The following is a 26,077-nucleotide window of genomic DNA, read 5'->3' as shown; positions in this document are numbered from 1 at the left end:
GACCGCCGGGGATCAGCTCGCCAGGTGCGCCGCGGCGTCCCGGTCGAGCAGCCACCGCGTGCGATCCCGGCCGACCGCGCCCGCCGCCGGGATCTCAGCCGGTTCGGCACCGCCGAGCGCGGCGGTGACCGGGTCGGCCTTGCCCGCGCCGGCGGTCACCAACCAGACCTCCCGGGCGGCCCGGATGGCGGGCAGCGTCAGGGAGACCCGGGTCGGCGGCGGCTTCGGGCAGTCCCGGACGGCGGCGGTGGTCCGGGCGTCCTCCCGCACCTCCGGCGTGCCGGGGAACAGCGAGGCGGTGTGGCCCTCCTCGCCGACGCCGAGCAGCAGCACGTCGAAGACGGGCACCTCGACGTCGGTCGCCGGTCGCGCCGTGGCGGCCAGCACCTCCGCGTAGTGCAGCGCCGCCGCGTCCACGTCGTCGCCGAACTTGCCGTCCGACGCCGCCATCGGGTGCACCCGCTCCGGGTCGACGCCGACGTGGTCCAGCAGCGCCTGCCGGGCCTGCGTCTCGTTGCGCTCCGGATCGCCCGCGGGCAGGAACCGCTCGTCGCCCCAGAAGAACTCGACGTGGTCCCACCGCACCGCGTCGCGCGCGGGGGAGCGGCGGACCTCCTCGAGGATCCTGATGCCGGTGCCGCCGCCGGTGAGCACCACCGAGGCGGTGCCGCGCGCGGACTGCGCGTCCACCAGCGCCGTGATCAACCGGGCGGCGGTGGCCGCGGCGAGCACCTCGGCGCTGTCGTGGACGACGACCTCGGCGCTCATCCGGTCCCCTCCTCGGCGGCCTCGGACTCGCGCTCGCCGCGCACCACGTCGGACAGGCCGTGCAGCGTCGCCTCGTAGATCTCGTCCGGGTCGAGCCGGCGCAGCTCCTCCACCAGGCAGTCCCCCAGCTCGCGGCGTTGCAGGCCGACCTGGCGGTCGGGCTGGCCGGGCTGGGTCAGGGTGCCGACCTTGCCGTCCGGGCGGATGATCTCGATGTCCCCGGCAGGCCGTTCCAGCGTCGCCGAGTACATCCCCGGGCCGCCGTGGTGCTCCAGCCGCCGCACCGGGATGTCCAGGTAGGCGGCCAGCCAACCGGCCAGCAGGTCGGTGGACGGCGACGCGGGCGCACCCGCCACCGTCGCCGAGGTCACCGGCTCGTGCGGCGGCAGGTCGAGCGCGGTGGCCAGCAGCGCGCGCCAGGTGGTCAGCCGCGTCCAGGCCAGGTCGGTGTCCCCGTCGGCGTAGGACTCCAGCCGGGCCTGCAGGGCCGCGATCGGGTCCTCCTCGGCGGCCGAGTCGGTGATCCGGCGGTGCGCCAGCGCGCCGATCGGATCCTTCGCCGGGCTCTCCGGGGCGTCCGAGGGCCACCACACCACCACCGGGGCGTCCGGCAGCAGCAGCGGCACCACCGAACCGGCGCCTTCGTCGGCCAGCGCCCCGTAGAGCCGCAGCACCAGCACCTCGGAGGCACCGGCGTCGCCGCCGATGCGGATCTGGGCGTCCAGCCGGGGAGCGGCCTGGCGGGCGCCGCGGGCCACCACGATCACCCGGCAGGGGTGCTCCCGGCTGGCCTCGTTGGCGGCGTCGATCGCCTGCTCCACCTCGGTGCCGTCCCCGGTGACCACCACCAGGGTCAGCACGCGGCCGAGCGCGACCGCGCCACCGGTCTCGCGCAGCTCGACCAGCTTCTTGTTGACCTGCGAGGTCGTCGTCGAGGGCAGGTCGATGATCACGGTCGCCTCCAGACGCGTCCGGTGCGGGCCAGCATCTCGTCCGCCGACGGCGGTCCCCAGGTGCCGGCCTTGTAGGGCTCGGGTTTGCCGTGCTCGGCCCAGTGCTCCAGCACCGGGTCGAGGATGCGCCAGGACTGCTCCACCTCGTCGTTGACCGGGAACAGCGACGGCTCGCCGAGCAGCACGTCCAGGATCAGCCGCTCGTAGGCCTCCGGCGAGGACTCGGTGAAGGCGTGGCCGTAGCCGAAGTCCATCGTCACGTCCCGGACCTCCATCGAGGTGCCGGGCACCTTGGAGCCGAACCGCATCGTCACGCCCTCGTCCGGCTGCACCCGGATGACCAGGGCGTTCTCGCCGAGCTCCTCGGTCATCGTGCTGTCGAAGGGCAGGTGCGGGGCGCGCTTGAACACGACCGCGATCTCGGTGACCCGGCGGCCCAGGCGCTTGCCGGTGCGCAGGTAGAACGGCACCCCGGCCCACCGCCTGCTCTCCACCTCCAGGGTGATCGCGGCGTAGGTCTCGGTGATCGAGTCGGAGGCGAAGCCGCCCTCCTCGTGCAGGCCCGGCACCAGCGAGCCGCCCTGCCAGCCGCCGGTGTACTGGCCGCGCGCGGTGGTCCGGTCGAACGGACCGACCGGCTTGGTCGCCGAGAGCACCTTCAGCTTCTCGGCGCGCAGGTCGTTCGGCGAGAACGAGACCGGCTCCTCCATCGCGGTCAGCGCGAGGAGCTGGAGCAGGTGGTTCTGGATGACGTCGCGGGCCGCCCCGATGCCGTCGTAGTAGCCCGCGCGCCCGCCGAGGCCGATGTCCTCGGCCATGGTGATCTGCACGTGGTCGACGTAGTGGGCGTTCCAGAGCGGTTCGAAGAGCTGGTTGGCGAACCGCAGCGCCAGGATGTTCTGCACCGTCTCCTTGCCGAGGTAGTGGTCGATGCGGAACACCGAGTCCTCGGGGAAGACCTCGTTGACGATGCGGTTGAGCTCCCGGGCGCTGTCCAGGTCGTGCCCGAAGGGCTTCTCGATGACCACCCGGCGCCAGTCCTCACCGGTCGGGTCGGTCAGCCCGCTGCGGGAGAGCTGGGTGAGCACCGTGGGGAACGCCGACGGCGGCACCGACAGGTAGAACGCGTGGTTGCCGCCGGTCCCCCGGTCGGCGTCGAGCTCCTTGACGGTGTCGGCCAGCCGGTCGAAGGCCGCGTCGTCGTCGAAGGAGCCCGAGACGAACCGGATGCCCTCGGCGAGCCGGTTCCACACCGACTCCCGGAACGGCGTTCGCGCGTGCTCCTTGACCGCCTCGTAGACGACCTCGCCGAAGTCCTGGTCGGCCCAGTCGCGCCGGGCGAACCCGGTCAGCGAGAAGCCCGGCGGCAGCAGGCCGCGGTTGGCCAGGTCGTAGATCGCGGGCATCAGTTTCTTGCGGGACAGGTCCCCGGTCACGCCGAAGATCGTCAGGCCGCAGGGGCCCGCGATCCGCGGCATCCGCTTGTCCCGCGGATCGCGCAGCGGGTTCTGCCAGCGTCGCCCTGCCGAAGTCACTTCGCCTCCTGCCCGAGGTCTTGGATCGCCTTGACCAGTTCGACCAGACCGGCGGCCCGGTCGGTGAGGTGCAGCCGCAGCACCGGGCGGCCGTGGTCGCTGAGCACCTGCCCGTCGCCGAGCGCCTGCGCCCGCTGCAACCCGGCCAGCGAGTACGGCCGGTCCGGCACCTCGACGTCCTGCTCGGAGTCGCCGGTGAGCTGCAGGAACAGGCCGTTCTGGTGGCCGCCCTTGTGGTACTGCCCGGTGGAGTGCAGGAACCGGGGTCCCCAGCCGAACGTGGTCTGCAGCCCGGTGCGGCGGGCCAGCTCGGGTCGCAGCACGGCCGCCGAGGCGTCGTCCAGCCGGTCCAGGTAGGCCTGCACCGCGAGGTACCCGCCTTCCGGCGCGGCGGCCAGGAACACCTTCAGCGCCTCGCGGACGGTGGCCACCCCGACCGACAGCCAGTTCCCGGAGGGGTGCACCTCGATCGAGCCGTCGACCAGCGTCGGGGTCGCGGCCGGGCCGCCCGCCGGGCCGTCCAGCAGCGCCCGGGCCGCCTTCTTGGCGGCCTCCACGTCGGGCTGGTCGAACGGGTTGATGCCGAGCAGCCTGCCCACCACGGCGGTGGCGAACTCCCAGAGCAGGAACTGGCCGCCGAGCGGTCCCGTGGTGCTGATCGCGGCGCCGGACGCGTCCGGGCCGATGGCCACGGCGGTCGCGTCGTCGCCCGCGTCGGCGAACCCGGTGGAGTCCGGGCCCTCCACCACGACCGGGAGCAGTCCCGTGCCGTCCTTGCCGGTGGACTCGGCGATGAGCTGCTCGGCCCAGTCGCCGAAGCCCGGCAGCCCGGAGCCCGCGTCGGCCAGCACGACCTTCTCGGCGCCCCGGCCGTGCGCGGCGCCCAGGGCCGCCGCCAGCCGCAGCGCCGGGTTGTCCGGGCCGTCGACGTGCAGCGCCTGGTGGGCCGCCGCCGCGTCGTCGAGCAGCGCGGCGATGTCGGCCCCGGCGAGCCCGGCGGGGACCAGCCCGAAGGCGGTCAGCGCGGAGTAGCGCCCGCCGACGTTCGGGTCGGCGGTGAAGACCTTGCGGTAACCCGCCTCCGCCGCCGCGGTCTCCATCGGGGAACCCGGATCGGTGACCACGATGATGCGGGTCACAGGATCGATTCCGTCCTCGCGGAACGCGGCCTCGAAGATCCGGCGGTGGCTGTCGGTCTCCACGGTGCTGCCGGACTTGGAGGACACCACGAGGACGGTGCGCTCCAGGTCGCCGGCCAGCGCGTCGGCGACCTGGCCGGGGTCGGTGGTGTCCAGCACGACCAGCGGCACCCCGGCGGCCGCGGTGATCACCTCGGGGGCCAGCGAGGAGCCGCCCATCCCGGCGAGCACGATCCGGTCCAGGCCCTCGGCCTGCAGCTCCGCCCGCAGCGCCTCGATCTCGGCCAGCAGCGGCCGGGAGGTGTCGTGCAGCGTCGTCCACGCCAGCCGGACGGCCGCTTCGCTCTCGGCCGCGGCGCCCCACAGGGTCGGGTCGTGGGCGGCGAGCTTCCCGGCAACCTGGTCGGCGGCCAGCCGGTCTACCAGCGGTCCGGCGTCGGCGGCCAGCGCCTCATCGGTGATGTCGACGGAAGTGTCGGTTGCCATGCAATTCCTTCAGCCTCTGGTGGGTGTCGTCGCCGGACCACCGAGATGTCCGAAGGACCAGGGCCAGCCCCATCGGGCACCGGGACGGCGCGGCGACCTGTCCGTGGGAACCAGTGCCCCCACAGTGTCGCCGACCCGGACCGGCGCGGCAGGCGCGCCGGTCCGGGTCGGGGTGGGCGGCCCGGTCGCCCGGACCGCCCGACCGGCCTTACTTCGCCTGGTCGAGCTGCCCGCGGACGGTGTCCAGCAGCTCTTCCCAGGACTTCTCGAACTTGTCGACGCCCTCGGTCTCCAGCACCGCGTAGACGTCGTCGAGGTCCACGCCGATCTCGGCGAGCTGGTCGAACACCTGCTGGGACTCGGCGGCCGTGCCGCTGACCTGGTCGCCGTTGATGTCGGCGTGGTCGGCGGCGGCCTCCAGGGTGGCCTCCGGCATGGTGTTGACCGTGTTCGGCGCGACGAGCTCGTCGACGTAGCGGGTGTCGGAGAAGGACGGGTCCTTCACCCCGGTCGAGGCCCACAGCGGGCGCTGCTTGCGCGCCCCCGCGGCGGCCAGCGCCTCCCAGCGCGGGCCGGTGAAGACCTCCTCGTAGGCGGCGTAGGCCAGCCGGGCGTTGGCGATGGCCGCCTTGCCCCGCAGGTCCTGGCCGCCGGGGATGGACTCCAGCCGCTTGTCGATCTCGGTGTCCACCCGGGAGACGAAGAAGGACGCGACCGAGGCGATGCCGGACAGGTCGTGACCGTTGGCCTTGGCCTGCTCCAGCCCCGCCAGGTAGGCCTCCATGACCTCCCGGTACCGGCTGACCGCGAAGATCAGCGTGACGTTGACGCTCACGCCCTCGGCCAGCGTGCGGGTGATCGCGGGCAGGCCCTCGGTGGTGGCCGGGATCTTCACCATCAGGTTCGGCCGGTCCACCGCCTTCCACAGGTCCAGGGCCTCGGCGACGGTGCGCTCGGTGTCGTGCGCCAGCCGCGGGTCGACCTCCAGGGAGACCCGGCCGTCCACGCCGTCGGTGGCCTCGTGGACGTTGCGGAAGACGTCCGCCGCATCGCGCACGTCAGCGGTGGTCAGCTCGCGCACCGCCTCGTCGACGGAGGCGTCCCGCGCCGCCAGCTCCCGCACCTTGTCGGCGTAGTCGGCGGCGTTCGAGATGGCCTTGGCGAAGATCGTGGGGTTGCTGGTGCAACCCACGAGGCTCTTCTCGCTGATCAGCTCGGCGAGGTTGCCGGAGTTGATCCGCTGGCGGGACAGGTCGTCCAACCAGATGGAGACCCCGGCGTCGCTGAGCGCCTTGAGCTTCGGGTTGGTGGTCACAGGTATTCCTCCACTCACGCGTTGCCGCGCGCCTTGTCCAGGCTGCGCCGGGCTGCCGCGACCACGGCGTCGGCGGTGAACCCGAACTCGGTGAACAGGGTCTTGTAGTCCGCCGAGGCGCCGAAGTGGTCGATCGAGACGATCTCCCCGGCGTCCTTGGCGAACCGGTACCAGGTCAGCGCCGAACCGGCCTCCACCGCGACCCGCGCCGCGACCGAGGTCGGCAGCACCTGCTCCCGGTAGCTGTCGTCCTGGGCGTCGAACCACTCGACGCACGGCATCGACACCACACGAGTGGCAACGCCCTCGGCCTCCAGGATCTTCCTGGCCTCCACCGCGAGCTGGACCTCGGAACCGGTCGCGATCAGCACCAGCTCCGGGGCACCGTTCCCGGCGTCGGCCAGGACGTAACCGCCCTTGGCCACGCCTTCGGCGGTGACGCCCTCCAGCGTGGGCACGCCCTGGCGGGTCAGCGCCAGGCCGGCCGGACCGCTGGTGTCCTCCAGGATGGCCTTCCAGGCCGCCGCCGTCTCGTTGGCGTCGGCCGGGCGGACCACGGACAGGCCCGGGATGGCGCGCAGCGTGGCGAGGTGTTCGATCGGCTGGTGGGTCGGGCCGTCCTCGCCCAGGCCGATCGAGTCGTGCGTCCAGACGTAGACGACCGGGGCCTGCATCAGGGCCGCCAGCCGCACCGCCGGGCGCATGTAGTCGCTGAACACCAGGAACGTGCCGCCGTAGGGGCGGGTGCCGCCGTGCAGCGCGATGCCGTTGAGGATCGAGCCCATCGCGTGCTCGCGGATGCCGAAGTGCAGCGTCCGGCCGTAGGGCTGGGCCTGCCAGCTCCGGGTGGAGATGTCGGCCGGGCCGAACGAGTCGACGCCCTTCATCGTGGTGTTGTTGCTCTCCGCGAGGTCGGACGAGCCGCCCCACAGCTCCGGCAGCACCTCGGCCAGCGCGCTGAGCACCTCACCGGAGGCCTTGCGGGTCGCGATGCCCTTGCCGTCGGCCTCCCAGCTCGGCAGCTTCTCCTGCCAGCCGGCGGGCAGCTCGCGGGTGCGCAGCCGCTCCAGCAGCGCGGCGCGCTCCGGGTTGGCCGCCGCCCACTGGTCGAACCGGGCGCTCCAGGCGGCGTGCGCGGCCTTGCCCCGCTCGACGACCTGGCGGGCGTGGGCCAGCACCTCGTCGTCGACCTGGAAGGACTGCTCCGGGTCGAAGCCCAGCGCCTTCTTCACCCCGGCGACCTCGTCGCCGCCCAGCGCGGCGCCGTGCGCCTTGCCGGTGTTCATCTTGGTCGGCGCGGGGTAGCCGATGACCGTGCGCAGCACGATCAGCGTCGGGCGCTCGGTCTCGGCCCGGCCGGCCTCGATGGCCGCCAGCAGCCCGGCGACGTCCTCACCGCCGTCGACGGTCACCACGTGCCAGCCGTAGGCCTCGTAGCGCTTGGCGGTGTCCTCGCTGAGCGCGATCCGGGTGTCGTCCTCGATGGAGATCTCGTTGGCGTCGTAGATCACCGTGAGGTTGCCCAGGCGCTGGGTGCCGGCCAGCGACGACGCCTCGGAGGTCACGCCCTCCTCGATGTCGCCGTCGGAGGCGATCACGTAGATGTCGTGGTCGAACAGGCTCTCCCCGGTGGCCGACTCCGGGTCGAACAGCCCCCGCTCGCGGCGTGCGGCCATCGCCATGCCGACCGCGGTGGCCAGGCCCTGCCCGAGCGGGCCGGTGGTGGTCTCGACCCCGGCGGTGTGGCCGTACTCCGGGTGGCCCGGGGTCTGCGAACCCCAGGTCCGCAGGGCCTTGAGGTCGTCCAGCTCCAGCCCGTACCCGGACAGGAAGAGCTGGATGTACAGGGTCAGGCTCGAATGCCCGGCCGACAGCACGAAGCGGTCGCGACCGATCCACTCCGGGTCGGCGGGGTCGTGCCGCATGACGCGCTGGAACAGCGCGTAGGCGGCCGGGGCCAGGCTCATGGCGGTTCCCGGGTGACCGCTCCCGCAACGCTCCACCGCGTCGGCGGCCAGCACGCGAGCGGTGTCCACCGCGCGCTGGTCCAGTTCGGTCCAGTCCTCGGGGAGGCGCTTGGTGGTCAAGCGGGCAAGATCGTCGGTGACGGACACGGACGCAGCTCCAGTTTTTCCCTCGGCGCGGTGAATGCGGTCGCTGGACCGATTCGACCCGCGGTTATCCCTCGTCCGGTGGTCAGCCTAGTCGTGGCCGATCAGCCGCGCTGCGACCCGTCCGGACTGCTGTCCCTCCCGCTGGAAGGCCGGTCGGCAGGCCGGGTGGCGCCTGCCGGGAGCGGCGGACCAGCCGCGGCGGCGCGCGTCGCGCGCACGGCGGCGGGAGCGCGTCCAGCCTACCGGCGGCACCGTCGGTCGCCGGTGCGGCTCGGTGCGTGGCGGTGCGGCGCGCGGGAACACCCGAGCGACGGGCGGTGGGGTAGCGCGCCTACTATTCGAGGCGGTTCGATTCCGCGCGCCGGACCGGTGCGCGTCGAGTCGCTCGTGGACGTCGACTGGATCTAGGAGTGCCATGCCGCCGGTGAGGGCAGCGTCGTGACCGCCGTCGTCGACGCACCCCGGGGACGGCGCGCCCGGCGTCCCGGTGAGCTGCTCAAGGCCTACCTCGGCCTGATCAAGCCCCGGGTCATCGAGCTGCTGCTGGTGACCGCCATCCCGGCGATGCTGCTGGCCGAGCGGGGCATCCCGTCGCCGTGGCTGGTGCTGGCGGTGCTGGTCGGCGGCACCATGGCCGCGGGCAGCGCGAACGCGCTGAACTGCGTCGCCGACGCCGACATCGACCAGGTGATGAAGCGGACCCGGGCGCGCCCGCTGGTCCGGCACACCGTGTCCAACCGGCACGCCCTGGTCTTCGGGCTCGCGCTGGGCGTCGGCTCGTTCGGGTGGCTGTGGGCGACCACGAACCTGCTCGCCGCCGTGCTGGCGGTGGCGACCATCCTGTTCTACGTCCTGATCTACACGCTGGTGCTCAAGCGCCGCACCGTGCAGAACATCGTGTGGGGCGGTGCCGCCGGGTGCATGCCGGTGGTGATCGGCTGGGCCGGGGTGACCGGCACGGTGGAGTGGCCCGCGCTGGTCATGTTCGGGATCGTCTTCTTCTGGACCCCGCCGCACACCTGGTCGCTGGCGATGAAGTACAAGGACGACTACGAGCGCGCCGGGGTCCCGATGCTGCCGGTGGTGGCCCAGCCGATCGTGGTGTCCCGGCAGATCGTGGCCTACACCTGGCTGATGGTGGTGTGGACGCTGCTGCTGGTCCCGGCGACCGGCTGGCTCTACACCGCGTTCGCGGTCGCCGCCGGGGCGTGGTTCCTGGTGCTGGCGCACCGGCTGCACGTCGCCACCAAGCGCGGCGAACCGAGCAAGCCCATGAAGCTGTTCCACATGTCGAACACCTACCTGATGATCGTCTGCGTGGCCCTCGCGGTCGACTCGGCCCTCAGCCTCCCCACCGTCTTCTGAACCGTCTTCTGAGCCAGGTGAGGGGCACCCTTGCCCGAGTAAGGACCGTTTCAGAATGGCCTGCTTGGCGGTGCGGGTAGCGGGTCCTCAGCGGCCTTCTCGCTCCGGGATCCGCTCCTGATGTACCCACTCACCGCATGCGGCTCCGCCGCATCCTGAAAACTCAGCTCCCTTTCGGGTGACGGCGTTCGACTCGGGGTGTCGGCCGCGGGGCGGTGAGCCGGCGGTTCCCGGTGGGTAACCTCCCGCCGAGGGGTGATGACCATGACGCTGACCGCGCGCCAGCGCACCGCGCTGCGCGGCCTGGTCGATCGGGGCGTGCTCACCGAGGCGCAGGCCGAGGCGGTGACCGCCGAGCTCGGCGGTCACCGCCTCGGCGGACGGCGCGGCACCCTCTGGGAGGTCTTCGGCTACCTCGGCGGGGTCCTCGTGCTCGGCGGTGCGGCGCTGCTCCTGGGCACGACCTGGGACGAGCTCTCCCGCACCGGACAGGTGCTGGTGCTGGCGCTGGCCACCGCCGCGCTGGCCGTCGCGGGCGGCTTCATCGGCGGTGCCCCGCGCGCTTGGCGGCTGCTGGACGGGGTCCGGGCCCGGGTGGTGGCGGTGCTGTTCGCGCTGGCGTCGGTGACCGGGGCGTGGGCCGTCGGCACCGGCCTGCCCGATGACGCCCACGACGTGCTCTGGGCGCTGGCCGGACTCGCCCTCGCGCTCGCCGGGTACGCCGCGCTGCCCGCCGCCCCGGGAGTGCTGGCCGCCGGCGGGTTCAGCGCGGCGGTGGTGCACACCGGGGTGGTCGACCTGGGCGACTGGCCGTACAGCGCGGCGATGCTCGCCCTCGGCGCGGTGTGGACCGGCCTGGCGCTGGGCGGGCTGCTGGCCGCGCGCCGGGTCGGGCTGGCCGTCGGCCTGGTGCTCGCGCTGATCGGCGCGCAGTGGCAGGTCTCCGAGCCGCCGTGGGCGTACCTGCTGACCTTCCTGCTCGCGGTGGTGCTGCTGGCGGGCTTCCTGCGCTGGGACGAGCCGCTGCTGCTCGCCGGGGGAGTCGTCGGGATGACCTTGGCGGTGCCGGAGGCGGTCTGGGACTGGACCGGCGGGCGCCTCAGCGCCCCGCTGATCGTGCTCCTCGCCGGGGCGGTGCTGCTGCTGGTCGGCGGGTTCGGGCTGCGCAGGCACCGCCGCACCCCACCCGCGGCGTGACCAGGGCCCACGACGTGATGAGGGCCCGCGGCGTGATCAGGGCAGCAGCAGCACCTTGCCGGTGGTGCGGCGGCCTTCGAGGTCCTCGTGCGCCCGGCGCGCCTCGGCCAGCGGGTAGGTCGCGCCGACCCGGATGTCCAGGGCCCCGGTGCCGATCCACTCGAAGACCTGGCCCGCCCGCCACTCCAGCTCCTCGCGGGTGAGGATGTGGTGGGCCAGGCTCGGCCGGGTCAGGAACACCGAGCCCGCCGAGTTCAACCGCTGCGGGTCCACCGGTGGCACCGGGCCGCTGGCCGCGCCGTAAAGCGCCAGCAGCCCGCGCGGGCGCAGGCTGGCCAGGCTCGCGTCGAAGGTGCTCGCGCCCACGCCGTCGTAGACCACGTCGACCCCGCGCCCGTCGGTCAGGTCCCGGACCTCCTCGGCGACGTCGACCTCGGTGTACCGGACCACCTCGTCGGCCCCGGCCTGCCGGGCCAGCGCCTCCTTCTCGGCGGTCGAGACGGTGCCGATCACGTTGCCGCCGAGGCTCTTGACGAGCTGGGTGAGCAGCAGCCCCATGCCGCCGGCCGCGGCGTGCACCAGCGCGGTCTCCCCGGTGCGCACCGGGTGCGTCGAGGTGACCAGGTAGTGCGCGGTCATGCCCTGCAGCAGCGCGGCCGCCGCGGTCCGGTCGTCCACCGCGTCCGGCACGCGCACCGCGGACTCCTGCGGGACCAGCGCCCGCTCGGCGTAGCTGCCCGGGGTCATCGCCCACGCGACCCGGTCGCCGACGGCGAAGCCGGTCACCTCCGGACCCACCGCCACGACCCGGCCGGCGCCCTCCGACCCGGGCGTGAACGGCAGCGACATGCGGTAGAGACCGCTGCGCTGGTAGGTGTCGATGAAGTTCACCCCGATCGCGGCGACCTCCACCAGGAGCTGCCGGGCCGCCGGTTCGGGCGCCTCGACCTCGGCGAGCTCCATGACCTCGGGTCCACCGCTGGTCGCCACCCGGATCGCGCGCATGTCCACCTCCACGTCGACGGTCGTCCCCCGAACTCAACTGCATCCACCGGTGGTCCGGCAACAGGGAGGCGTAGGACACGCCCGGAGATCGTCCCGGCTGTTCTACGATCCGGGTGTGGCGGAGGACAAGACGGTCGAGAAGCAGCCCGAGCCCACCGCGAAGGCGATCGCGACGGCGCAGGCGTTCGTGCGCGAGCACGGCGAATCCGCGCGCGCGGTGGTCGAGCACCTGGGCAACGCCGGTGCGCGCGTCGTGCTGGTCGGTGCGGACGGCGCGTTCGGCGACGTGCTGGTGCCCGACGTGGCGACCGGTACCGCGCTGGTCGAGGCGGTCGACGGGCTCGACGCCCACGACTGGGACGCGGAGACCACCGCGGCGCTGAAGATCGGTGCGGCGCACCGCAGGAAGATGGCCGGACCGCGCGCCCGATGACGTCCCGCGTCCTGCTGGCGAGCTGCGCCGGGCTGCCCAGCGCCCACCGGGACGACGCGCCGCTGGTCGACGCGCTCGCGGCCCTCGGCATCACCGCCGAGTGGGCGCGGTGGGACGACCCGGACACCGACTTCGGCGCCGCCGACCTGGTCGTGCTGCGCTCCACCTGGGATTACCCGGAGCGCCGCGCCGAGTTCCTGGCCTGGTGCGACGCGGTGCCGGGGCTGCGCAACCCGGCGGCCGCGGTCCGCTGGAACACCAGCAAGCGCTACCTGCCGGAGCTGGCCGCGCGGGGCGTCGACGTGGTCCCGACGCAGGTGCTCGAACCCGGTGACCCCCGGAGTGGCCGGTCGGCGAGTTCGCGCTCAAGCCCGCCGTCGGGGCCAGCTCCCGGGGCGCCGCCCGCTTCGGCCCGGGGCGGCTCGCGGAGGCCGCGGCGCACCTCGCCGAGCTGCGCCGCGACGGCGGCGCGGTCGTGGTGCAGCCGTACCAGGAGGCGGTCGACCGCGAGGGCGAGGTGGCGCTGGTCTTCCTCGGCGGGGTGTACTCGCACGCCTTCGCCAAGGGCCCCGCGCTGGCCGCCGCCGAACCGGCGGAGTTCCGCGGCGGTGCGCGGCACGAGGTCCCGGCGCCGGGACCGTGGCGGGCGCTGGCCGAGTCGGCGCTCGACGCCGCCGCCGGGATGCTCGGCCTGCCGCGCCGGGCGCTGCTCTACGCGCGGGTCGATCTGGTGCGCTCGGCGCGCGGCGCGCCGCTGCTGCTGGAGCTGGAGCTGACCGAGCCGTTCCTGGGCCTGCGGCTCGCCCCCGGTGCCCCCGAGCGCTTCGCCTCGGCGGTGCGCGCCGAACTCGCGGCCGCTGTGGACAGGGACTTCGCGGTGGTTTAGCGTTTCAGCGCGCATTGAAACCGATCAGCGGGGGATGCACGCCGTGACCGAGTACCTGGACCGGACCGATCGCCCGGCGATGTCGGAGTGGATCGAGCAGATGGCGGCGCACTTCGAGGCCAGCGAGGGGATGCCGCTGATCGCCGGGCGGGTGCTGGCGTTCCTGCTGATCTGCGACCCGCCGGAGCGCACCGCCGCCGAGCTGTCCCTGGCGCTGAGCGCGAGCTCCGGTTCGATCAGCACCAACGTGCGGTTGCTGATGCGCCTCGGCATCGTGTCCAAGACGACCCGGCAGGGCCGGGAGGCCGCGCTCTACCGCGTCGAGGAGGACCGCTGGCCGGAGCTGGTGCAGCAGCGGATGCGCCGGGTCACCGGCCTGGAGGAGCTCACCGAGCAGGGGCTGCGCATGTTCAGCGGCCAGGGCGAGCGGGCCCGCAGGCTGCGCACGGTGCACGAGTTCTACCGCTGGCTGGCCGGGGAGATGCCGGAGCTGTGGCGGAGGTGGGAAAGGGAAGGCCGCCCCCGCCTGCGGTTTTGAGGCTCCCTTTGCGGGGCGGTGCGGATGGCGGAACCTCAGCGGCCTTCTCGCTCCGGGCGCCCTTCCTCATGTACCGAACACGTACACGGCGTCAGGGCGTCCTCGCGAGAAGGCCGCTGAGAACCCGCGGCGGTGCCGGTTGCGAGGGTGGGGCAAGGCGGAAGCGGCTTTCCCCGCTTGCCTGACGGTGGTCGCGAGTTTCACCTGGTGCTGCGCCGGAGGCTGCTGTCCTGCGAAGCGGTGGGACCTCAGCGGCCTTCTCGGTGTGCGAGCGGGATCAAGCCGGGACCGGTTCGGCTTCTTGTCGGTCCTCGGTGGGCAGCGGGCCGCGGTAGCGGGACTCGGCCCACAGCAGGGCGGTCGCGATGATCACCAGCGTCGAGCCGAGGACGTGCAGCACCACCAGCGCCTCGGGGACGCTCAGCGCGTACTGCAGGGAACCGATGGCGCCCTGCACGAGCACCACCGCGCAGGCCGCGGCGTAGGCGCGCAGCAGCGCCTTGGTCGGGCGCGCGGTGCGCAGCCACACGCCGAACACCGCGAGCAGCAGCACGTAGGCCATCACCAGCAGGCCGTGCACCTGGGTGAGGGTGAGCACCGGCAATCCCAGCCGGGGCGTCTCGGGGTCGCCCGCGTGCGGACCGGCGGCGGTGACCAGCGTTCCGGCGACGAGCATCGCGGCGGTGACCGCGGTCAGCGCCACCAGCAGCCTGCGCATCGGGCGGGGCACCACGTCCACCGGCGGCCGGTCGCCCTCGGCGGCGGCCTTGTAGAGCATCGCGGCCAGCCAGATCAGCACCGCGGAGGCCATGAAGTGCACCGAGACGCTCCACCAGGCCAGGTCCACCAGCACCGTCATGCCGCCGATGACGGCCTGCACGACGACCCCGAGCGGCATGATCCAGGCCAACCGGATCAGCCGCGGCCGTCGCGGGCGCACCTTCCAGGCCGCGATCAGGCAGGCCAGCGCCACGAAGCCGACCAGGAAGGTCAGCAGGCGGTTGCCGAACTCGATCACCTGGTGCAGCGTCGCCACCTCGTGGTGGTCGACGGGCACCATGCTGCCCGGGAAGCACTGCGGCCAGGTGGGGCAGCCCAGCCCCGAACCGGTCACCCGGACCGTCGCACCGGTCACCGAGATCAGCGACTGGGTGACCACCACCAGCAGCGCGAGCACGCGCACCAGCCGGGGGGTGGATCGGAAGGTCCGGGAGGAAGAGGACGCCTTCGGCACCCCTCGATGGTATGTCGGCCCGGCGCCGGTGCCGCGCGGTGGGTCGGCGGCACCGGCCCCGGCAGCAGCGGGGACCGGGTGCTCAGCCCCGGCCGAACAGCCCCTGCGGGACCGCCCCGGCGGCCAGGAGCTGCTTGGTCAGCCGCACGCCCGTCGCGCACAGCACCTCGGTGCCGTCATCGCCCAGCACCTCCCAGGGGCCCATCGACATCGCGTCGGTGTCGCGCTCCACGGCCTCCCGCAGCGCGGTGCCCTGCTCGGTGACCCCGCCGTCGGGGTCGACCAGGCCGCGCTCCCGCAGCCGCTGCTCGGCCGCGGTCCACTCCTGCTCGGTCCAGCCGCGGGTCTTGCGGGCGGCGGCGGGGGTGAAGCCGCTGCCGGTGGCGCTGTGCAGCACCAGCGCGTCCAGACCGGGCAGCCCGGCGCGCTGGAGGGCGGCCAGGTGGGCGTCGCCCCGGAACTCGCGCAGCAGCGTCACCGCGTGCCAGAGCCGCAGGTGGGCTTCGGCGGGCCGGTCCAGGTCGGCGTGCGCGGCGTAGAGCGGCTTGCCCTCCGGCGAGCACCCGGTCGCGGCCCGCTCGGCCAGGTCCGCGGCGTCGACGACCGCGGTGGACCCGACCTCCTCGCCGAGCATCCGGCGCAGCGCTCCGTCGGCGGCGCGCAGCCGTGCGGCGAGCACGTCCTCGGGCGCGGCGATGCTCCAGGCGCGCGGGATGACCTCGGCGACCGGGCCGGGCGCGAAGTTGTAGAAGGTCGCGGTCACCGCGCCGGGCCCGACCCGCCCCATCGCCGCCGAACGGCCGGCGAGGTACTGCATCAACCCGCGCTCGAGGCCCAGCGCGTCGAACTCGGCGGTGGGTTCGGGGGCGAAGTAGATCATGGCGTGCACGAGTTCGAGGGCGTCCTTGGCCTGGCGCGCGATCGTCGTCATGCCGTCACACTACGGAGTGAAGCAAGCCGTTCGTGAACGGAGTGAGGGGCACCTTCATCCGGCATGGTCGGATGAAGGTGCCCCTCACTCAGCACGTGTACGGGGAGGTCAGGTGAGTCGGGTGGTGCGGAGCGCGATCGCGCCGGCCAGGGCGCCCCAGCCCAGCAGCACCGCGACCGGCAGCGGTCCCGGCAGCGCGCCGTGCACCAGCGCCGCGGCCAGCGACTCGGCCAGCGCGCCGGAGGGCAGGTAGGCGGCGACGGTGCCGATCGGGCCGGGCAGGTCCGCCAAGGGCAGTGCCAGCCCGCCCGCCAGCAGCAGCACGAACCAGATCGCGTTGGCCACCGCGAGCACGATCTCGGCCCGCAGTGCCCCGCCGACCAGCACCCCGGCGGCGCCGAAGGCGAGGGTGCCCAGCACCAGCAGCCCGGCGGCGGGCAGCAGCCCGGTCGGGTCCGGCGACCAGCCCAGCAGCAGCGCGACCACCGACAGCAGCACGGCCTGCAGCGCGACCACCAGCAGCGTGGCCAGCACCCGGCCGCCGATCAGCGTCCACCGCGGCAGCGCCGTGGCCGACAGCCGCTTGAGCACCCCGTAGCGGCGGTCGAAGCCGAGCGCGATCGCCTGGCCGGTGAAGGCGGTGGACATCACCGCCAGCGCGAGGATCCGCGGCAGCACCGAGTCGACCCGCGGTTCCGGCAGCGTGCCGATCTCCAGCGCGCTGAGCCCGATCAGCAGCGCCAGCGGGATGATCAGCGTCAGCAGCGCCTGCTCGCCGTGGCGCAGGACGAGCAGCGCCTCGATCCGGGTCTGGGCCAGCAGCATCCGCCCGGCCCGGCCGCGCCCGGGTGCCGGGCGGAAGGTGCCCGGCGGGAATTCCGCGCCGCGCGGTGCGGCCTCGGTCTCGGCGCTCACGATCGCAGCTCCCGTCCGGTCAGTTCCAGGAACACGTCCTCCAGGCTGCGCTGGCCGACCCGCAGGTCCTCGGCGAACACGCCGTGCTGGGCGCAGAAGGCGGTCACCGTCGACACCACCTGCGGGTCGACGGCGCCGCGCACCAGGTACTCGCCGGGGCGCGGCTCGGTGGCCTCGCAGCGCTCCGGCAGCGCCGCCCGCAGCAGTTCCAGCGGGAGCCCGCGCTGGGAGCGGAACCGCAGCTCCTGGCTGCCTTCGGGGGCGGCGGTGAGCTCGGCGGCGGTCCCGTCGGCCACCGCCCGGCCCCGGTCGACGATGACGACCCGGTCGGCCAGCGCCTCGGCCTCGTCCATCAGGTGCGTGGTGAGCAGCACGCCGACCCCGTCCCGGCGCAGCGCGGTCACCAGCTCCCAGACCAGCCGCCGGGCCTGCGGGTCGAGGCCCGCGGTGGGCTCGTCGAGGAACACCAGCTCGGGGCGGCCGACCAGCGCGCAGGCCAGCGAGAGCCGCTGCTGCTGGCCGCCGGAGAGCCGCTTGTACGGGGTGCGGCGGGACCCGGTGAGCCCGAGCACGTCGAGCAGCCACTCCGGGTCCAGCGGGTGCGCGGCGCAGGTGGCGACCAGGTGCAGCATCTCGTCGGCGCGCACTCCCGGGTAGGCCCCGCCGCCCTGCGGCATCACGCCGATCCGGGGCCGCAGCAGCTCGGACTGGCCGACCGGGTCGAGGCCGAGCACGCGCACCGCACCGGAGTCGGGCTTCTGAAAGCCCTCGCAGATCTCGGTGGTGGTGGTCTTGCCCGCGCCGTTGGGACCCAGCAGCGCCAGCACGCTGCCGCGCTCCATGCGCAGGTCGAGGCCGTCGACGGCGGTCGACGCGCCGAAGCGCTTGGTCAGCCCGCGCAGCTCCACGGCCGGACTGTCGGCGTTGCTCACGACGTCCAAGCCTATGACGTGGCGGAGCGCACCCGGCCCCGGGGAGACCACGGCCACGGCACCTTCCCGCGCACCAGCCAGAGCAGCAGGGCGAAGGCGATCAGCGCGGCGGTCACCGCCAGCGGGATCTGGTACACGCGCAGCACGTAGCCCGCGCCGGTGGGCGGGACCAGCAGCGACACCGCCGAGCAGATCGCCATCGCGGTGATCCGGAACCGGTTGTCGTTGGTCGACAGCGCCAGCGGCACCACCGCCCACAGCAGGTACCAGGGCCACAGCACCGGCACCGCCAGCGCCAGCGCCAGGAACGTGATGCCCATCGCGGCCAGCGGTTCGACCCGGCCCCGGAAGGACAGCCAGAGCATCCGCAGGCACACCACCGCCACGATGGCGTAGCCGATGACCTTGGTGATGGCCAGCATCGCATCGGTGTGGTTGCCCAGGCCGAGGAGCATGCTGATGCCGCCGCCGGTCATCCCGAACGCGGTCAGCGGCGCCATGAACGTCTTGACCCGGTTGGGCACGTCGAATGTCTCGATCCAGCCCAGCCCCCAGCCGCTGGACAGCGTGATCACCGTCATGGTGGCGAGGAACACGGCGACGAGCAGCCCCGCGACCTTGAACAGGTCGGAGAACCGGCCGCCCCGGCGGAGCACGACGTAGATCCCGAAGAAGCCCAGCGCGATGAACCCGGGCGGTTTGATCGCCCCCGCGATGGTCAGCAGCACGCCGGTGACCACGGTGCCGGGCACCGTCTGCCAGCGCAGGCCCAGCTCGATCGCGGCGAGCATGATGCCGACCATCAGGGCCTCGTTGTGCATCCCGCTGACCACGTGGAACAGCACGATGGGGTTGGCGGCGCCGAGCCACAGCGCGGCGACCGGTTCGACCCCGCAGCGCCGGGCCAGCCGGGGGATCGCCCACACGGCGGCGGCCAGGCCGATCAGCATCACCACGCGCCACAGCAGCACGCCGAAGACCACGTTGTCGCCGATGACCGGGGAGAGCGCCTGGCCGAGCAAGAGGAACAGCGGCCCGTACGGCGAGGGGGTGTCCCGCCAGATGTTGGGCACGTTGCTGACGAACGGGTGCTCGGCGCCGAGCGCGTGGATCGAGCCGATCGTGTAGGGGTCGAAGCCCCTGGCCGCGACCTCGCTCTGGGCGAGGTAGCTGTACATGTCGGTGCTGAACAGCGGGGGCGCCAGGGCCAGCGGCAGCGCCCACATCACCACGGTGCGGGCGAGCTGGGTGACCGAGACCATCCGCTCGCGTCCGGGCCAGGACAGCTTGCCCAGCCAGAGCCAGGCGATGACGACCATCATCATGCCGAGCCAGGCGCAGGCCATCGCCACGGTGGGCATGCGCGCGGGCAGGCCGATCAGCCGGGCGCCCGCGATCGGGTTGACCACCGGGTTGGCCCCGGCGCCGATCGCGCCGACCGCCAGCACCAGCGAACCGGTGGTGCCGAACCGGCGCACCACGTCGAGCTGGCGCCGTTCGGGCGCCTCCAGGGGCGCCGGTCCGTCGCTGATCGCTGGGTGTTCGTCGGCCGTCCGGGTGCGCTCCGACCCGTCGGCTGCCTCGCCTGCCGCCACGATGCCGAAGCGTAACCGCGTGAGTCAGGTCACGTCGGCGCCCCGCGCGGTAGGCCATCGCCGACCAAATTAGGTAACATTCCTGTTGTGAAAAACGCCGGAACGCCGAACCCGGGCGTGGTGGCCGAGCCGGGCCCCGCGGCCCAGCGCGGCGCGTCCGCTTCCGGGGACGGTCGCACCCGGCACGCCGTGGCCCGGTTGCTGCTGGAGCGGGGACCGATCGCGGCGGCTTCGGTCGCCGACGCGCTGGGGGTCAGCCCCACCGCGGTGCGCAGGCACCTCGACGCGCTGGTGGCCGAGGGCGAGGCGTACGCCCGGGAGTCCTCCTCCCGGGGGCGCCGGGGTCGGGGCCGGCCCGCCAAGCAGTTCCTGCTCACCGAGGTGGGCCGGGCGCGCTTCGGGCACGGCTACGACGACCTGGCGGTGGCCGCGCTGCGGTTCATCGCCGACCATGCCGGGGAGCAGGCGGTGCGCGAGTTCGCCGAGCAGCGGGTGGCGGCCCTGGTCGCCGACCACCGCGAGGCGCTGGCCACCGTCCGGTCACCGGCCGAACGTGCGGAGGTGCTGGCCGACGCACTGACCCGGGAGGGCTACGCTGCCACGACGCGGAGCGTCGGGAGCGGCGAGCAGCTCTGCCAGCACCACTGCCCGGTGGCGCACGTCGCTGCGGATTTCCCGCAGTTGTGCGAGGCCGAGACGGCGGCGTTCGCCGAGGTCCTCGGCACGCACGTGCAGCGGTTGGCCACGATCGCCAACGGCGACGCGGCCTGCACGACGCACGTACCGGTCGACCGGTCCGCGCGTCGGAGCGGTGACCACCGCTCGACGACCGACAAGACCCCTGCCGATCCGCTCCCGAAGGGCCGGCAGGAGCACGCCCCGATTCCTGATGGAGGGGAGTCCGTATGACTGCCGCTGCGGAGCAGCGCACACCCACCACCTCTGGCCAGCTCAGCCAGGAGGAGACCCTGGCCACGCTGGGGAACTACGAGTACGGCTGGGCCGACCCGGACGTCGCGGGTGCGAGCGCCCGCCGTGGCCTCGACGAGAGCGTCGTGCGCGACATCTCGGCGAAGAAGGACGAGCCGGAGTGGATGCTCGAGGCCCGGCTCAAGGCGCTGAAGCTGTTCGACCGCAAGCCGATGCCGAACTGGGGCGCCGACCTCTCGGGCATCGACTTCGACAACATCAAGTACTTCGTGCGGTCCACCGAGCAGCAGGCCCAGACCTGGGAGGACCTGCCCGAGGACATCAAGAACACCTACGACAAGCTGGGCATCCCGGAGGCGGAGAAGCAGCGCCTGGTCGCCGGGGTCGCCGCCCAGTACGAGTCCGAGGTGGTCTACCACCAGATCCGCGAGGACCTGGAGGCCCAGGGCGTCCTGTTCCTGGACACCGACACGGGCCTGCGCGAGCACCCGGAGCTGTTCAAGGAGTACTTCGGCTCGGTCATCCCGGCCGGTGACAACAAGTTCTCCGCGCTGAACACCTCCGTGTGGTCGGGCGGCTCCTTCATCTACGTGCCGAAGGGCGTGCACGTCGACATCCCGCTGCAGGCCTACTTCCGGATCAACACCGAGAACATGGGCCAGTTCGAGCGGACGCTGATCGTCGTCGACGAGGGCGCCTACGTGCACTACGTCGAGGGCTGCACCGCCCCGATCTACTCCAGCGACTCGCTGCACTCGGCGGTCGTGGAGATCGTGGTCAAGAAGGGCGGCCGCTGCCGGTACACGACCATCCAGAACTGGTCGAACAACGTGTACAACCTGGTGACCAAGCGAGCCAAGGCCGAAGAGGGCGCCACCATGGAGTGGGTCGACGGCAACCTGGGTTCCAAGGTCACCATGAAGTACCCGTCGGTGTTCCTGATGGGCGAGCACGCCAAGGGCGAGGTGCTCTCGGTGGCGTTCGCCGGCGAGGGCCAGCACCAGGACGCCGGCGCCAAGATGGAGCACATGGCGCCGCACACCTCTTCGACGATCGTCTCCAAGTCGATCGCCCGGGGCGGGGGCCGCACCTCCTACCGGGGTCTGGTCAAGGTCGCCAAGCGGGCGCACCACTCGTCGTCGAACGTCAAGTGCGACGCGCTGCTGGTGGACACCGTCAGCCGCTCCGACACCTACCCGTACGTCGACATCCGCAACGACGACGTGAACATGGGCCACGAGGCCACCGTCTCCAAGGTCAGCGACGACCAGCTGTTCTACCTGATGCAGCGCGGTCTGACCGAGGACGAGGCGATGGCGATGATCGTGCGCGGCTTCGTCGAGCCGATCGCGCGGGAGCTGCCCATGGAGTACGCGCTGGAACTGAACCGACTGATCGAGCTGCAGATGGAAGGGGCCGTCGGCTGAGATGACGAGCACCACCAAGACCGACGGCACCCAGCACGGCCTGGGCGAGCACTCCCACGGGGGGGCTGTGATCCCGCAGTCCTCCCGCGGGGAGCGCTTCACGTCCTACGACGTGGAGGCCTTCGAGGTGCCCTCCGGCCGCGAGGAGGACTGGCGGTTCACGCCGACCAAGCGGCTGCGCGGCCTGCACGACGGCACCGCGACCGCGACCGGCAGCATCCGGGTCGAGGTCGAGGGCGCCGAGGTGGAGACGGTCGGGCGCGACGACTCCCGGATCGGGCAGGGCGGGGTGCCCGCCGACCGGGTCGCCGCCCAGGCCTGGAGCTCGTTCACCGAGGCCTCGATCGTCACCATCCCGAAGGGGACCCGGCCCGAGCCGATCACCGTCACGGTGCACGGCCCGGGCGAGGGCGAGGTCGCCTTCGGCCACCTGCAGGTGCGCGCCGAGCAGTTCGCCGAGGCGGTCGTCGTCCTGGACTACCGGGGCAGCGGCGTGCTGGGCGACAACGTCGAGTTCGTCGTGGCCGACTCCGCCCGCCTGTCGGTGGTGTCGGTGCACGACTGGGCCGACGACGCCACCCAGGTCAGCTCCGAGCACGTGGGCCTCGGCCGCGACTCGGTGTTCCGGCACCTGGCCGTCACCCTCGGCGGTGACCTGGTGCGGGTCAACACCACCGTGAACTACGGCGACAAGGGCGGCGACGCCGAGCTGCTCGGGCTGTACTTCGCCGACGCGGGCCAGCACCTGGAGCACCGGATGCTGGTCGACCACTCGGTGTCGCACTGCCGCAGCAACGTGCTCTACAAGGGCGCGCTGCAGGGCGACTCGGCGCACGCGGTGTGGATCGGCGACGTGCTGATCCGGGCCGCCGCGGAGGCCACCGACACCTACGAGCTCAACCGCAACCTGGTGCTGACCGAGGGCGCGCGGGCGGACTCGGTGCCGAACCTGGAGATCGAGACCGGCGAGATCGAGGGCGCGGGCCACGCCAGCGCCACCGGCAGGTTCGACGACGAGCAGCTGTTCTACCTGCGGTCGCGCGGCATCCCGGAGGACCAGGCCCGGCGTCTGGTCGTGCGCGGGTTCTTCGGCGAGATCCTGCAGAAGATCACCGTGCCGGAGGTCCGGGAGCGCCTCGAGGCCGCCATCGAGGAAGAACTCGCGGTGGTCGGGGCCTGAGGGTTCCCGCGGCAACCACAAGCTTTCGCACAGACCAGGAGAGACGAAGAAGAATGGCCACCCTGGAGATCAAGGACCTGCACGGCTCCGTCGTCACCGACGAAGGGGCCAAGCCGATCCTCAACGGCGTGAACCTCACGATCCGCTCCGGCGAGATCCACGCCATCATGGGCCCGAACGGCTCGGGCAAGTCGACGCTGGCCTACGCCATCGCCGGGCACCCGAAGTACCAGATCGACTCCGGTCAGGTGCTGCTGGACGGCGAGGACGTGCTGGAGATGAGCGTCGACGAGCGCGCTCGCGCCGGGCTGTTCCTGGCGATGCAGTACCCCGTCGAGGTGCCGGGCGTGTCGATGTCGAACTTCCTGCGCTCGGCGGCCACCGCGACCCGCGGCGAGTCCCCGCAGATCCGGCACTGGGTCAAGGAGGTCAAGAAGTCGATGACCGACCTCGACATCGACCCGTCGTTCGCCGAGCGCAGCGTCAACGAGGGCTTCTCCGGCGGTGAGAAGAAGCGGCACGAGATCCTGCAGCTCGACCTGCTGGACCCGGGCTTCGCGATCCTCGACGAGACCGACTCCGGTCTGGACGTCGACGCGCTGCGGGTGGTGTCCGAGGGCGTCAACCGCTACACCGGCAAGGGCGACAAGGGCGTGCTGCTGATCACGCACTACACCCGCATCCTGAACCACATCAAGCCCGACCACGTGCACGTGTTCTCCGAGGGCAAGGTCGTGGAGTCCGGTGGCCCGGAGCTGGCCGACGAGCTGGAGGCCAACGGGTACGTGCGCTTCACCGGCAAGAAGGAGGCCGCAGCCCAGTCATGACCGTCCAGCCTCCTCGCACCGCGGGTGCGAGCTCCGCAGCAGGCGCGACCACTCCGCTGGACGTCGCCGCGATCCGGGCGGACTTCCCGATCCTGGATCGCACGATCCGGGAGGGGCGTCCGCTGGTCTACCTGGATTCCGGGGCGACCTCGCAGCGGCCCCGCCAGGTGCTCGACGCGGAGCGCTCCTTCCTGGAGCGCTCCAACGCGGCCGTGCACCGCGGTGCGCACCAGCTCGCCGAGGAGGCCACGGACGCCTACGAAGGGGCCCGGCAGCGGATCGCGGACTTCGTCGGGGCGCCGCCCGAGGACCTGGTGTTCACCAAGAACGCCACCGAGGGCGTCAACCTGGTCGCCTACGCGATGAGCAACGCCGCGACGTCCGGTCCCGAGGCGGAGCGCTTCCGCCTCGGGCCGGGCGACGAGGTCGTGGTGACCGAGATGGAGCACCACGCCAACCTGGTGCCGTGGCAGCAGGTGTGCGAGCGGACCGGCGCCACGCTGCGCTGGTTCGGCGTCACCGACGACGGCCGGCTCGACCTGTCCGACGTGGACGGCGTCATCACCGAGCGGACCAAGGTGGTGGCGTTCACCCACCAGTCCAACGTGCTGGGCACGATCAACCCCACCGAGGCGATCGTGACCCGGGCGCACCAGGTCGGTGCGCTGGTGGTGCTGGACGCCTGCCAGTCGGTGCCGCACGGGCCGATCGACCTGCCCGGGCTCGGCGTGGACTTCGCGGTGTTCTCCGGCCACAAGATGCTCGGCCCGTCCGGGGTCGGGGTGCTCTACGGCCGCGGTGAGCTGCTGGCCGCGATGCCCCCGTTCATCACCGGCGGTTCGATGATCGAGATGGTGCACATGGAGCGGTCCACGTTCGCCGCTCCGCCGCAGCGCTTCGAGGCCGGGGTGCCGATGACGTCGCAGGCCGTGGGCCTGGGCGCGGCCGTCGACTACCTCGCGGCGCTGGGCATGGACCGGGTCGCCGAGCACGAGCGGGCGCTCACCGAGCTGGCGCTGCGCGAGCTCACCGCGATCGAGGGGGTCCGGATCGTCGGGCCGACCGAGGTCGCCGACCGGGGTGGCGCGGTGTCCTTCGTGATCGACGGGGTCCACCCGCACGACGCCGGTCAGGTGCTCGACGACCAGGGCGTCGAGGTGCGCGTCGGGCACCACTGCGCGTGGCCGCTGCACCGGCGGATGGGGGTTCCGGCCACCGTTCGCGCGTCGTTCTACGTCTACAACGAACTCGACGAGGTCAAGGCGTTGGCGGATGCGGTGCGCGCGGCGCAGCGCTTCTTCGGAGTGGCTTGACCGGGGACGGCCGGAGAGGCTAGATGCAGCTCGAACAGATGTACCAGGAGATCATCCTGGACCACTACCGCAACCCGCACCGGCACGGCCTGCGCGACCCGTTCGACGCCGAGTCGTTCCAGGTCAACCCGGTCTGCGGGGACGAGGTCACGTTGCGGGTGCGGTTGACCGGCGACGGCATGGACGCGATCATCGACGATGTCTCCTACCAGGGCCAGGGCTGCTCGATCAGCCAGGCCTCGGTCTCGGTGATGACCGATCTGGTGGTCGGCAAGCCGTTGCGGGAGGCGATGGGCGCCGAGGCCGCGTTCGGCGAGCTGATGCACGGACGTGGCAAGGTCGAACCGGACGAGGACGTGCTGGAGGACGGCATCGCCTTCGCCGGTGTGGCGAAGTACCCGGCGCGGGTGAAGTGCGCGTTGCTGGGCTGGATGGCTTTCAAGGACGCGGTGTCGCGCGTAGTCGCCGTGGAGGCAACATGAGCGATGAGACGAAGGTTCGGACCGAGCAGGACCCGACCGAGCAGGACGCGGCGGAGCGGGGCGCGGCCGGGATGCCCGAGCCGCCGGCGCCCGCCGCCGAGGTGGCCGCTCTGGAGGACGTCGAGGAAGCCATGCGCGACGTCGTCGACCCGGAGCTGGGCATCAACGTGGTCGACCTGGGATTGGTCTACGACATCCGGGTCGAGCAGGACAACTCGGCCACCGTGGACATGACGTTGACCTCGGCGGCCTGCCCGCTGACCGACGTCATCGAGGACCAGGCGCGGGCCGCGCTGACCGGCGGCCCGGGCGGTGGCCTGGTGAACGACTTCCGCATCAACTGGGTGTGGATGCCGCCGTGGGGACCGGAGAAGATCACCGAGGAAGGGCGCGAGCAGCTCCGAGCGCTCGGCTTCACGGTCTGACCCGCGGCGCGAAAGAAGACCTCGGGGGAATCACCGAGGGTCTGAAAACAGTTCGAGGTCTCACACCAGGTGGAGGGCGTCCCGCACGCGGGGCGCCCTCCGCTGTGCCTCCAGCTACCTGAGCGAGGGGCACCTTCATCCGACTGTGCCGG

23 protein-coding genes and 1 pseudogene are annotated in these 26,077 nt (G+C 72.7%); 12 read left to right on the top strand and 12 right to left on the bottom strand.

The annotated features are described in order from the left end of the window. Window positions 1–12: 12 nt before the first annotated feature. The 6 genes from pgl to tkt all read right to left on the bottom strand — a co-directional run bounded on the left by pgl (window position 13) and on the right by tkt (window position 8,310). Window positions 13–768, bottom strand: coding sequence for a 6-phosphogluconolactonase (gene pgl, locus ACQP0T_RS19340; RefSeq protein ID WP_433869355.1), 756 nt, complete (start codon window positions 766–768; stop codon window positions 13–15). After that, complete coding sequence (gene opcA / locus ACQP0T_RS19335; protein WP_433869354.1) at window positions 765–1,721, bottom strand: glucose-6-phosphate dehydrogenase assembly protein OpcA; 957 nt, start codon at window positions 1,719–1,721, stop codon at window positions 765–767. The genes pgl and opcA overlap by 4 nt, the downstream gene beginning before the upstream one ends. Further along, window positions 1,718–3,199, bottom strand: a complete 1,482-nt coding sequence (zwf, locus tag ACQP0T_RS19330) for a glucose-6-phosphate dehydrogenase (RefSeq protein ID WP_433873775.1) — start codon at window positions 3,197–3,199, stop codon at window positions 1,718–1,720. Before zwf ends, opcA begins: the two co-directional genes overlap by 4 nt. Before the next feature lie 53 nt (window positions 3,200–3,252). Continuing rightward, window positions 3,253–4,881, bottom strand: coding sequence for a glucose-6-phosphate isomerase (locus ACQP0T_RS19325; protein ID WP_433869353.1), 1,629 nt, complete (start codon window positions 4,879–4,881; stop codon window positions 3,253–3,255). A 208-nt stretch (window positions 4,882–5,089) separates the two neighbouring features. Continuing rightward, complete coding sequence (gene tal / locus ACQP0T_RS19320) at window positions 5,090–6,196, bottom strand: transaldolase (protein WP_345362039.1); 1,107 nt, start codon at window positions 6,194–6,196, stop codon at window positions 5,090–5,092. A 14-nt stretch (window positions 6,197–6,210) separates the two neighbouring features. Beyond that, the gene (tkt, locus tag ACQP0T_RS19315) at window positions 6,211–8,310 is read right to left on the bottom strand and encodes a transketolase (RefSeq protein WP_433869352.1); all 2,100 of its coding nucleotides are present in this window, start codon (window positions 8,308–8,310) and stop codon (window positions 6,211–6,213) included. Between the two features lie 438 nt (window positions 8,311–8,748). Here tkt and ACQP0T_RS19310 point away from each other — a divergent pair, with 438 nt between their 5' ends. Together ACQP0T_RS19310 and ACQP0T_RS19305 are read left to right on the top strand one after the other, a co-directional pair. Beyond that, window positions 8,749–9,675 (top strand): heme o synthase, encoded by a 927-nt coding sequence (locus ACQP0T_RS19310; RefSeq protein ID WP_345362033.1) that lies wholly within the window; start codon window positions 8,749–8,751, stop codon window positions 9,673–9,675. Window positions 9,676–9,939: 264 nt separating this feature from the next. Continuing rightward, complete coding sequence (locus tag ACQP0T_RS19305; protein ID WP_433869351.1) at window positions 9,940–10,872, top strand: DUF2157 domain-containing protein; 933 nt, start codon at window positions 9,940–9,942, stop codon at window positions 10,870–10,872. Window positions 10,873–10,908: 36 nt separating this feature from the next. Here the strand turns inward: ACQP0T_RS19305 and ACQP0T_RS19300 are convergent, their stop codons facing one another. After that, window positions 10,909–11,877, bottom strand: coding sequence for a quinone oxidoreductase family protein (locus ACQP0T_RS19300; protein ID WP_433869350.1), 969 nt, complete (start codon window positions 11,875–11,877; stop codon window positions 10,909–10,911). Window positions 11,878–11,992: 115 nt separating this feature from the next. Between ACQP0T_RS19300 and ACQP0T_RS19295 the strand changes: the two genes are divergently transcribed. The 3 genes and pseudogenes from ACQP0T_RS19295 to ACQP0T_RS19285 all read left to right on the top strand — a co-directional run bounded on the left by ACQP0T_RS19295 (window position 11,993) and on the right by ACQP0T_RS19285 (window position 13,734). After that, window positions 11,993–12,310 carry a hypothetical protein gene (locus tag ACQP0T_RS19295; RefSeq protein ID WP_433869349.1) on the top strand — a complete coding sequence of 106 codons (318 nt, stop codon included), beginning with the start codon at window positions 11,993–11,995 and terminating at the stop codon, window positions 12,308–12,310. Then, window positions 12,307–13,196 (top strand): annotated as a pseudogene (locus ACQP0T_RS19290) (ATP-grasp domain-containing protein). The gene ACQP0T_RS19295 and the pseudogene ACQP0T_RS19290 overlap by 4 nt, the downstream one beginning before the upstream one ends. Window positions 13,197–13,239: 43 nt before the next feature. Then, window positions 13,240–13,734 carry a GbsR/MarR family transcriptional regulator gene (locus ACQP0T_RS19285; RefSeq protein WP_345362018.1) on the top strand — a complete coding sequence of 165 codons (495 nt, stop codon included), beginning with the start codon at window positions 13,240–13,242 and terminating at the stop codon, window positions 13,732–13,734. A 277-nt stretch (window positions 13,735–14,011) separates the two neighbouring features. Here the strand turns inward: ACQP0T_RS19285 and ACQP0T_RS19280 are convergent, their stop codons facing one another. From ACQP0T_RS19280 to mptB, 5 genes are all read right to left on the bottom strand, one after another. Then, window positions 14,012–14,917: a COX15/CtaA family protein gene (locus tag ACQP0T_RS19280; protein WP_433869348.1), complete on the bottom strand. Its 906-nt coding sequence runs from the start codon at window positions 14,915–14,917 to the stop codon at window positions 14,012–14,014. A 133-nt stretch (window positions 14,918–15,050) separates the two neighbouring features. Further along, window positions 15,051–15,899, bottom strand: coding sequence for an SCO6745 family protein (locus ACQP0T_RS19275; protein ID WP_433869347.1), 849 nt, complete (start codon window positions 15,897–15,899; stop codon window positions 15,051–15,053). Window positions 15,900–16,007: 108 nt separating this feature from the next. Beyond that, the gene (locus tag ACQP0T_RS19270) at window positions 16,008–16,814 is read right to left on the bottom strand and encodes an ABC transporter permease (protein ID WP_433869346.1); all 807 of its coding nucleotides are present in this window, start codon (window positions 16,812–16,814) and stop codon (window positions 16,008–16,010) included. After that, a complete protein-coding gene (locus tag ACQP0T_RS19265) occupies window positions 16,811–17,746 on the bottom strand; it encodes an ABC transporter ATP-binding protein (RefSeq protein WP_433869345.1) in 936 nt (311 codons plus the stop codon). Before ACQP0T_RS19265 ends, ACQP0T_RS19270 begins: the two co-directional genes overlap by 4 nt. Before the next feature lie 11 nt (window positions 17,747–17,757). After that, window positions 17,758–19,341: a polyprenol phosphomannose-dependent alpha 1,6 mannosyltransferase MptB gene (gene mptB / locus ACQP0T_RS19260; RefSeq protein ID WP_433869344.1), complete on the bottom strand. Its 1,584-nt coding sequence runs from the start codon at window positions 19,339–19,341 to the stop codon at window positions 17,758–17,760. 87 nt (window positions 19,342–19,428) lie between these two features. On the opposite strand from mptB, the gene ACQP0T_RS19255 reads away from it, so the two are divergent. The 7 genes from ACQP0T_RS19255 to ACQP0T_RS19225 are packed head-to-tail and all read left to right on the top strand — an operon-like array spanning window position 19,429 to window position 25,925. Further along, window positions 19,429–20,250, top strand: a complete 822-nt coding sequence (locus ACQP0T_RS19255) for a helix-turn-helix transcriptional regulator (protein ID WP_369774591.1) — start codon at window positions 19,429–19,431, stop codon at window positions 20,248–20,250. After that, window positions 20,247–21,698 carry a Fe-S cluster assembly protein SufB gene (gene sufB / locus ACQP0T_RS19250; RefSeq protein WP_345362003.1) on the top strand — a complete coding sequence of 484 codons (1,452 nt, stop codon included), beginning with the start codon at window positions 20,247–20,249 and terminating at the stop codon, window positions 21,696–21,698. The genes ACQP0T_RS19255 and sufB overlap by 4 nt, the downstream gene beginning before the upstream one ends. A 1-nt stretch (window position 21,699) precedes the next feature. After that, on the top strand, window positions 21,700–22,878 hold the full coding sequence (sufD, locus tag ACQP0T_RS19245; RefSeq protein ID WP_433869343.1) for a Fe-S cluster assembly protein SufD: 1,179 nt from the start codon (window positions 21,700–21,702) through the stop codon (window positions 22,876–22,878). Window positions 22,879–22,931: 53 nt separating this feature from the next. Further along, window positions 22,932–23,705, top strand: a complete 774-nt coding sequence (gene sufC, locus ACQP0T_RS19240; RefSeq protein ID WP_433869342.1) for a Fe-S cluster assembly ATPase SufC — start codon at window positions 22,932–22,934, stop codon at window positions 23,703–23,705. Next, window positions 23,702–25,018, top strand: coding sequence for a cysteine desulfurase (locus tag ACQP0T_RS19235; RefSeq protein ID WP_433869341.1), 1,317 nt, complete (start codon window positions 23,702–23,704; stop codon window positions 25,016–25,018). Before sufC ends, ACQP0T_RS19235 begins: the two co-directional genes overlap by 4 nt. Before the next feature lie 23 nt (window positions 25,019–25,041). Then, window positions 25,042–25,500 carry a Fe-S cluster assembly sulfur transfer protein SufU gene (sufU, locus tag ACQP0T_RS19230; protein WP_345361991.1) on the top strand — a complete coding sequence of 153 codons (459 nt, stop codon included), beginning with the start codon at window positions 25,042–25,044 and terminating at the stop codon, window positions 25,498–25,500. After that, window positions 25,497–25,925 carry a metal-sulfur cluster assembly factor gene (locus ACQP0T_RS19225; RefSeq protein ID WP_345361988.1) on the top strand — a complete coding sequence of 143 codons (429 nt, stop codon included), beginning with the start codon at window positions 25,497–25,499 and terminating at the stop codon, window positions 25,923–25,925. The genes sufU and ACQP0T_RS19225 overlap by 4 nt, the downstream gene beginning before the upstream one ends. Window positions 25,926–26,077 lie beyond the last annotated feature (152 nt).

Source organism: Saccharopolyspora sp. CA-218241, assembly GCF_050954615.1.
In the GTDB taxonomy this organism is placed as follows: Bacteria; Actinomycetota; Actinomycetes; order Mycobacteriales; family Pseudonocardiaceae; genus Saccharopolyspora; species Saccharopolyspora cebuensis.
This window is presented reverse-complemented; position numbering and strand designations above follow the sequence as displayed.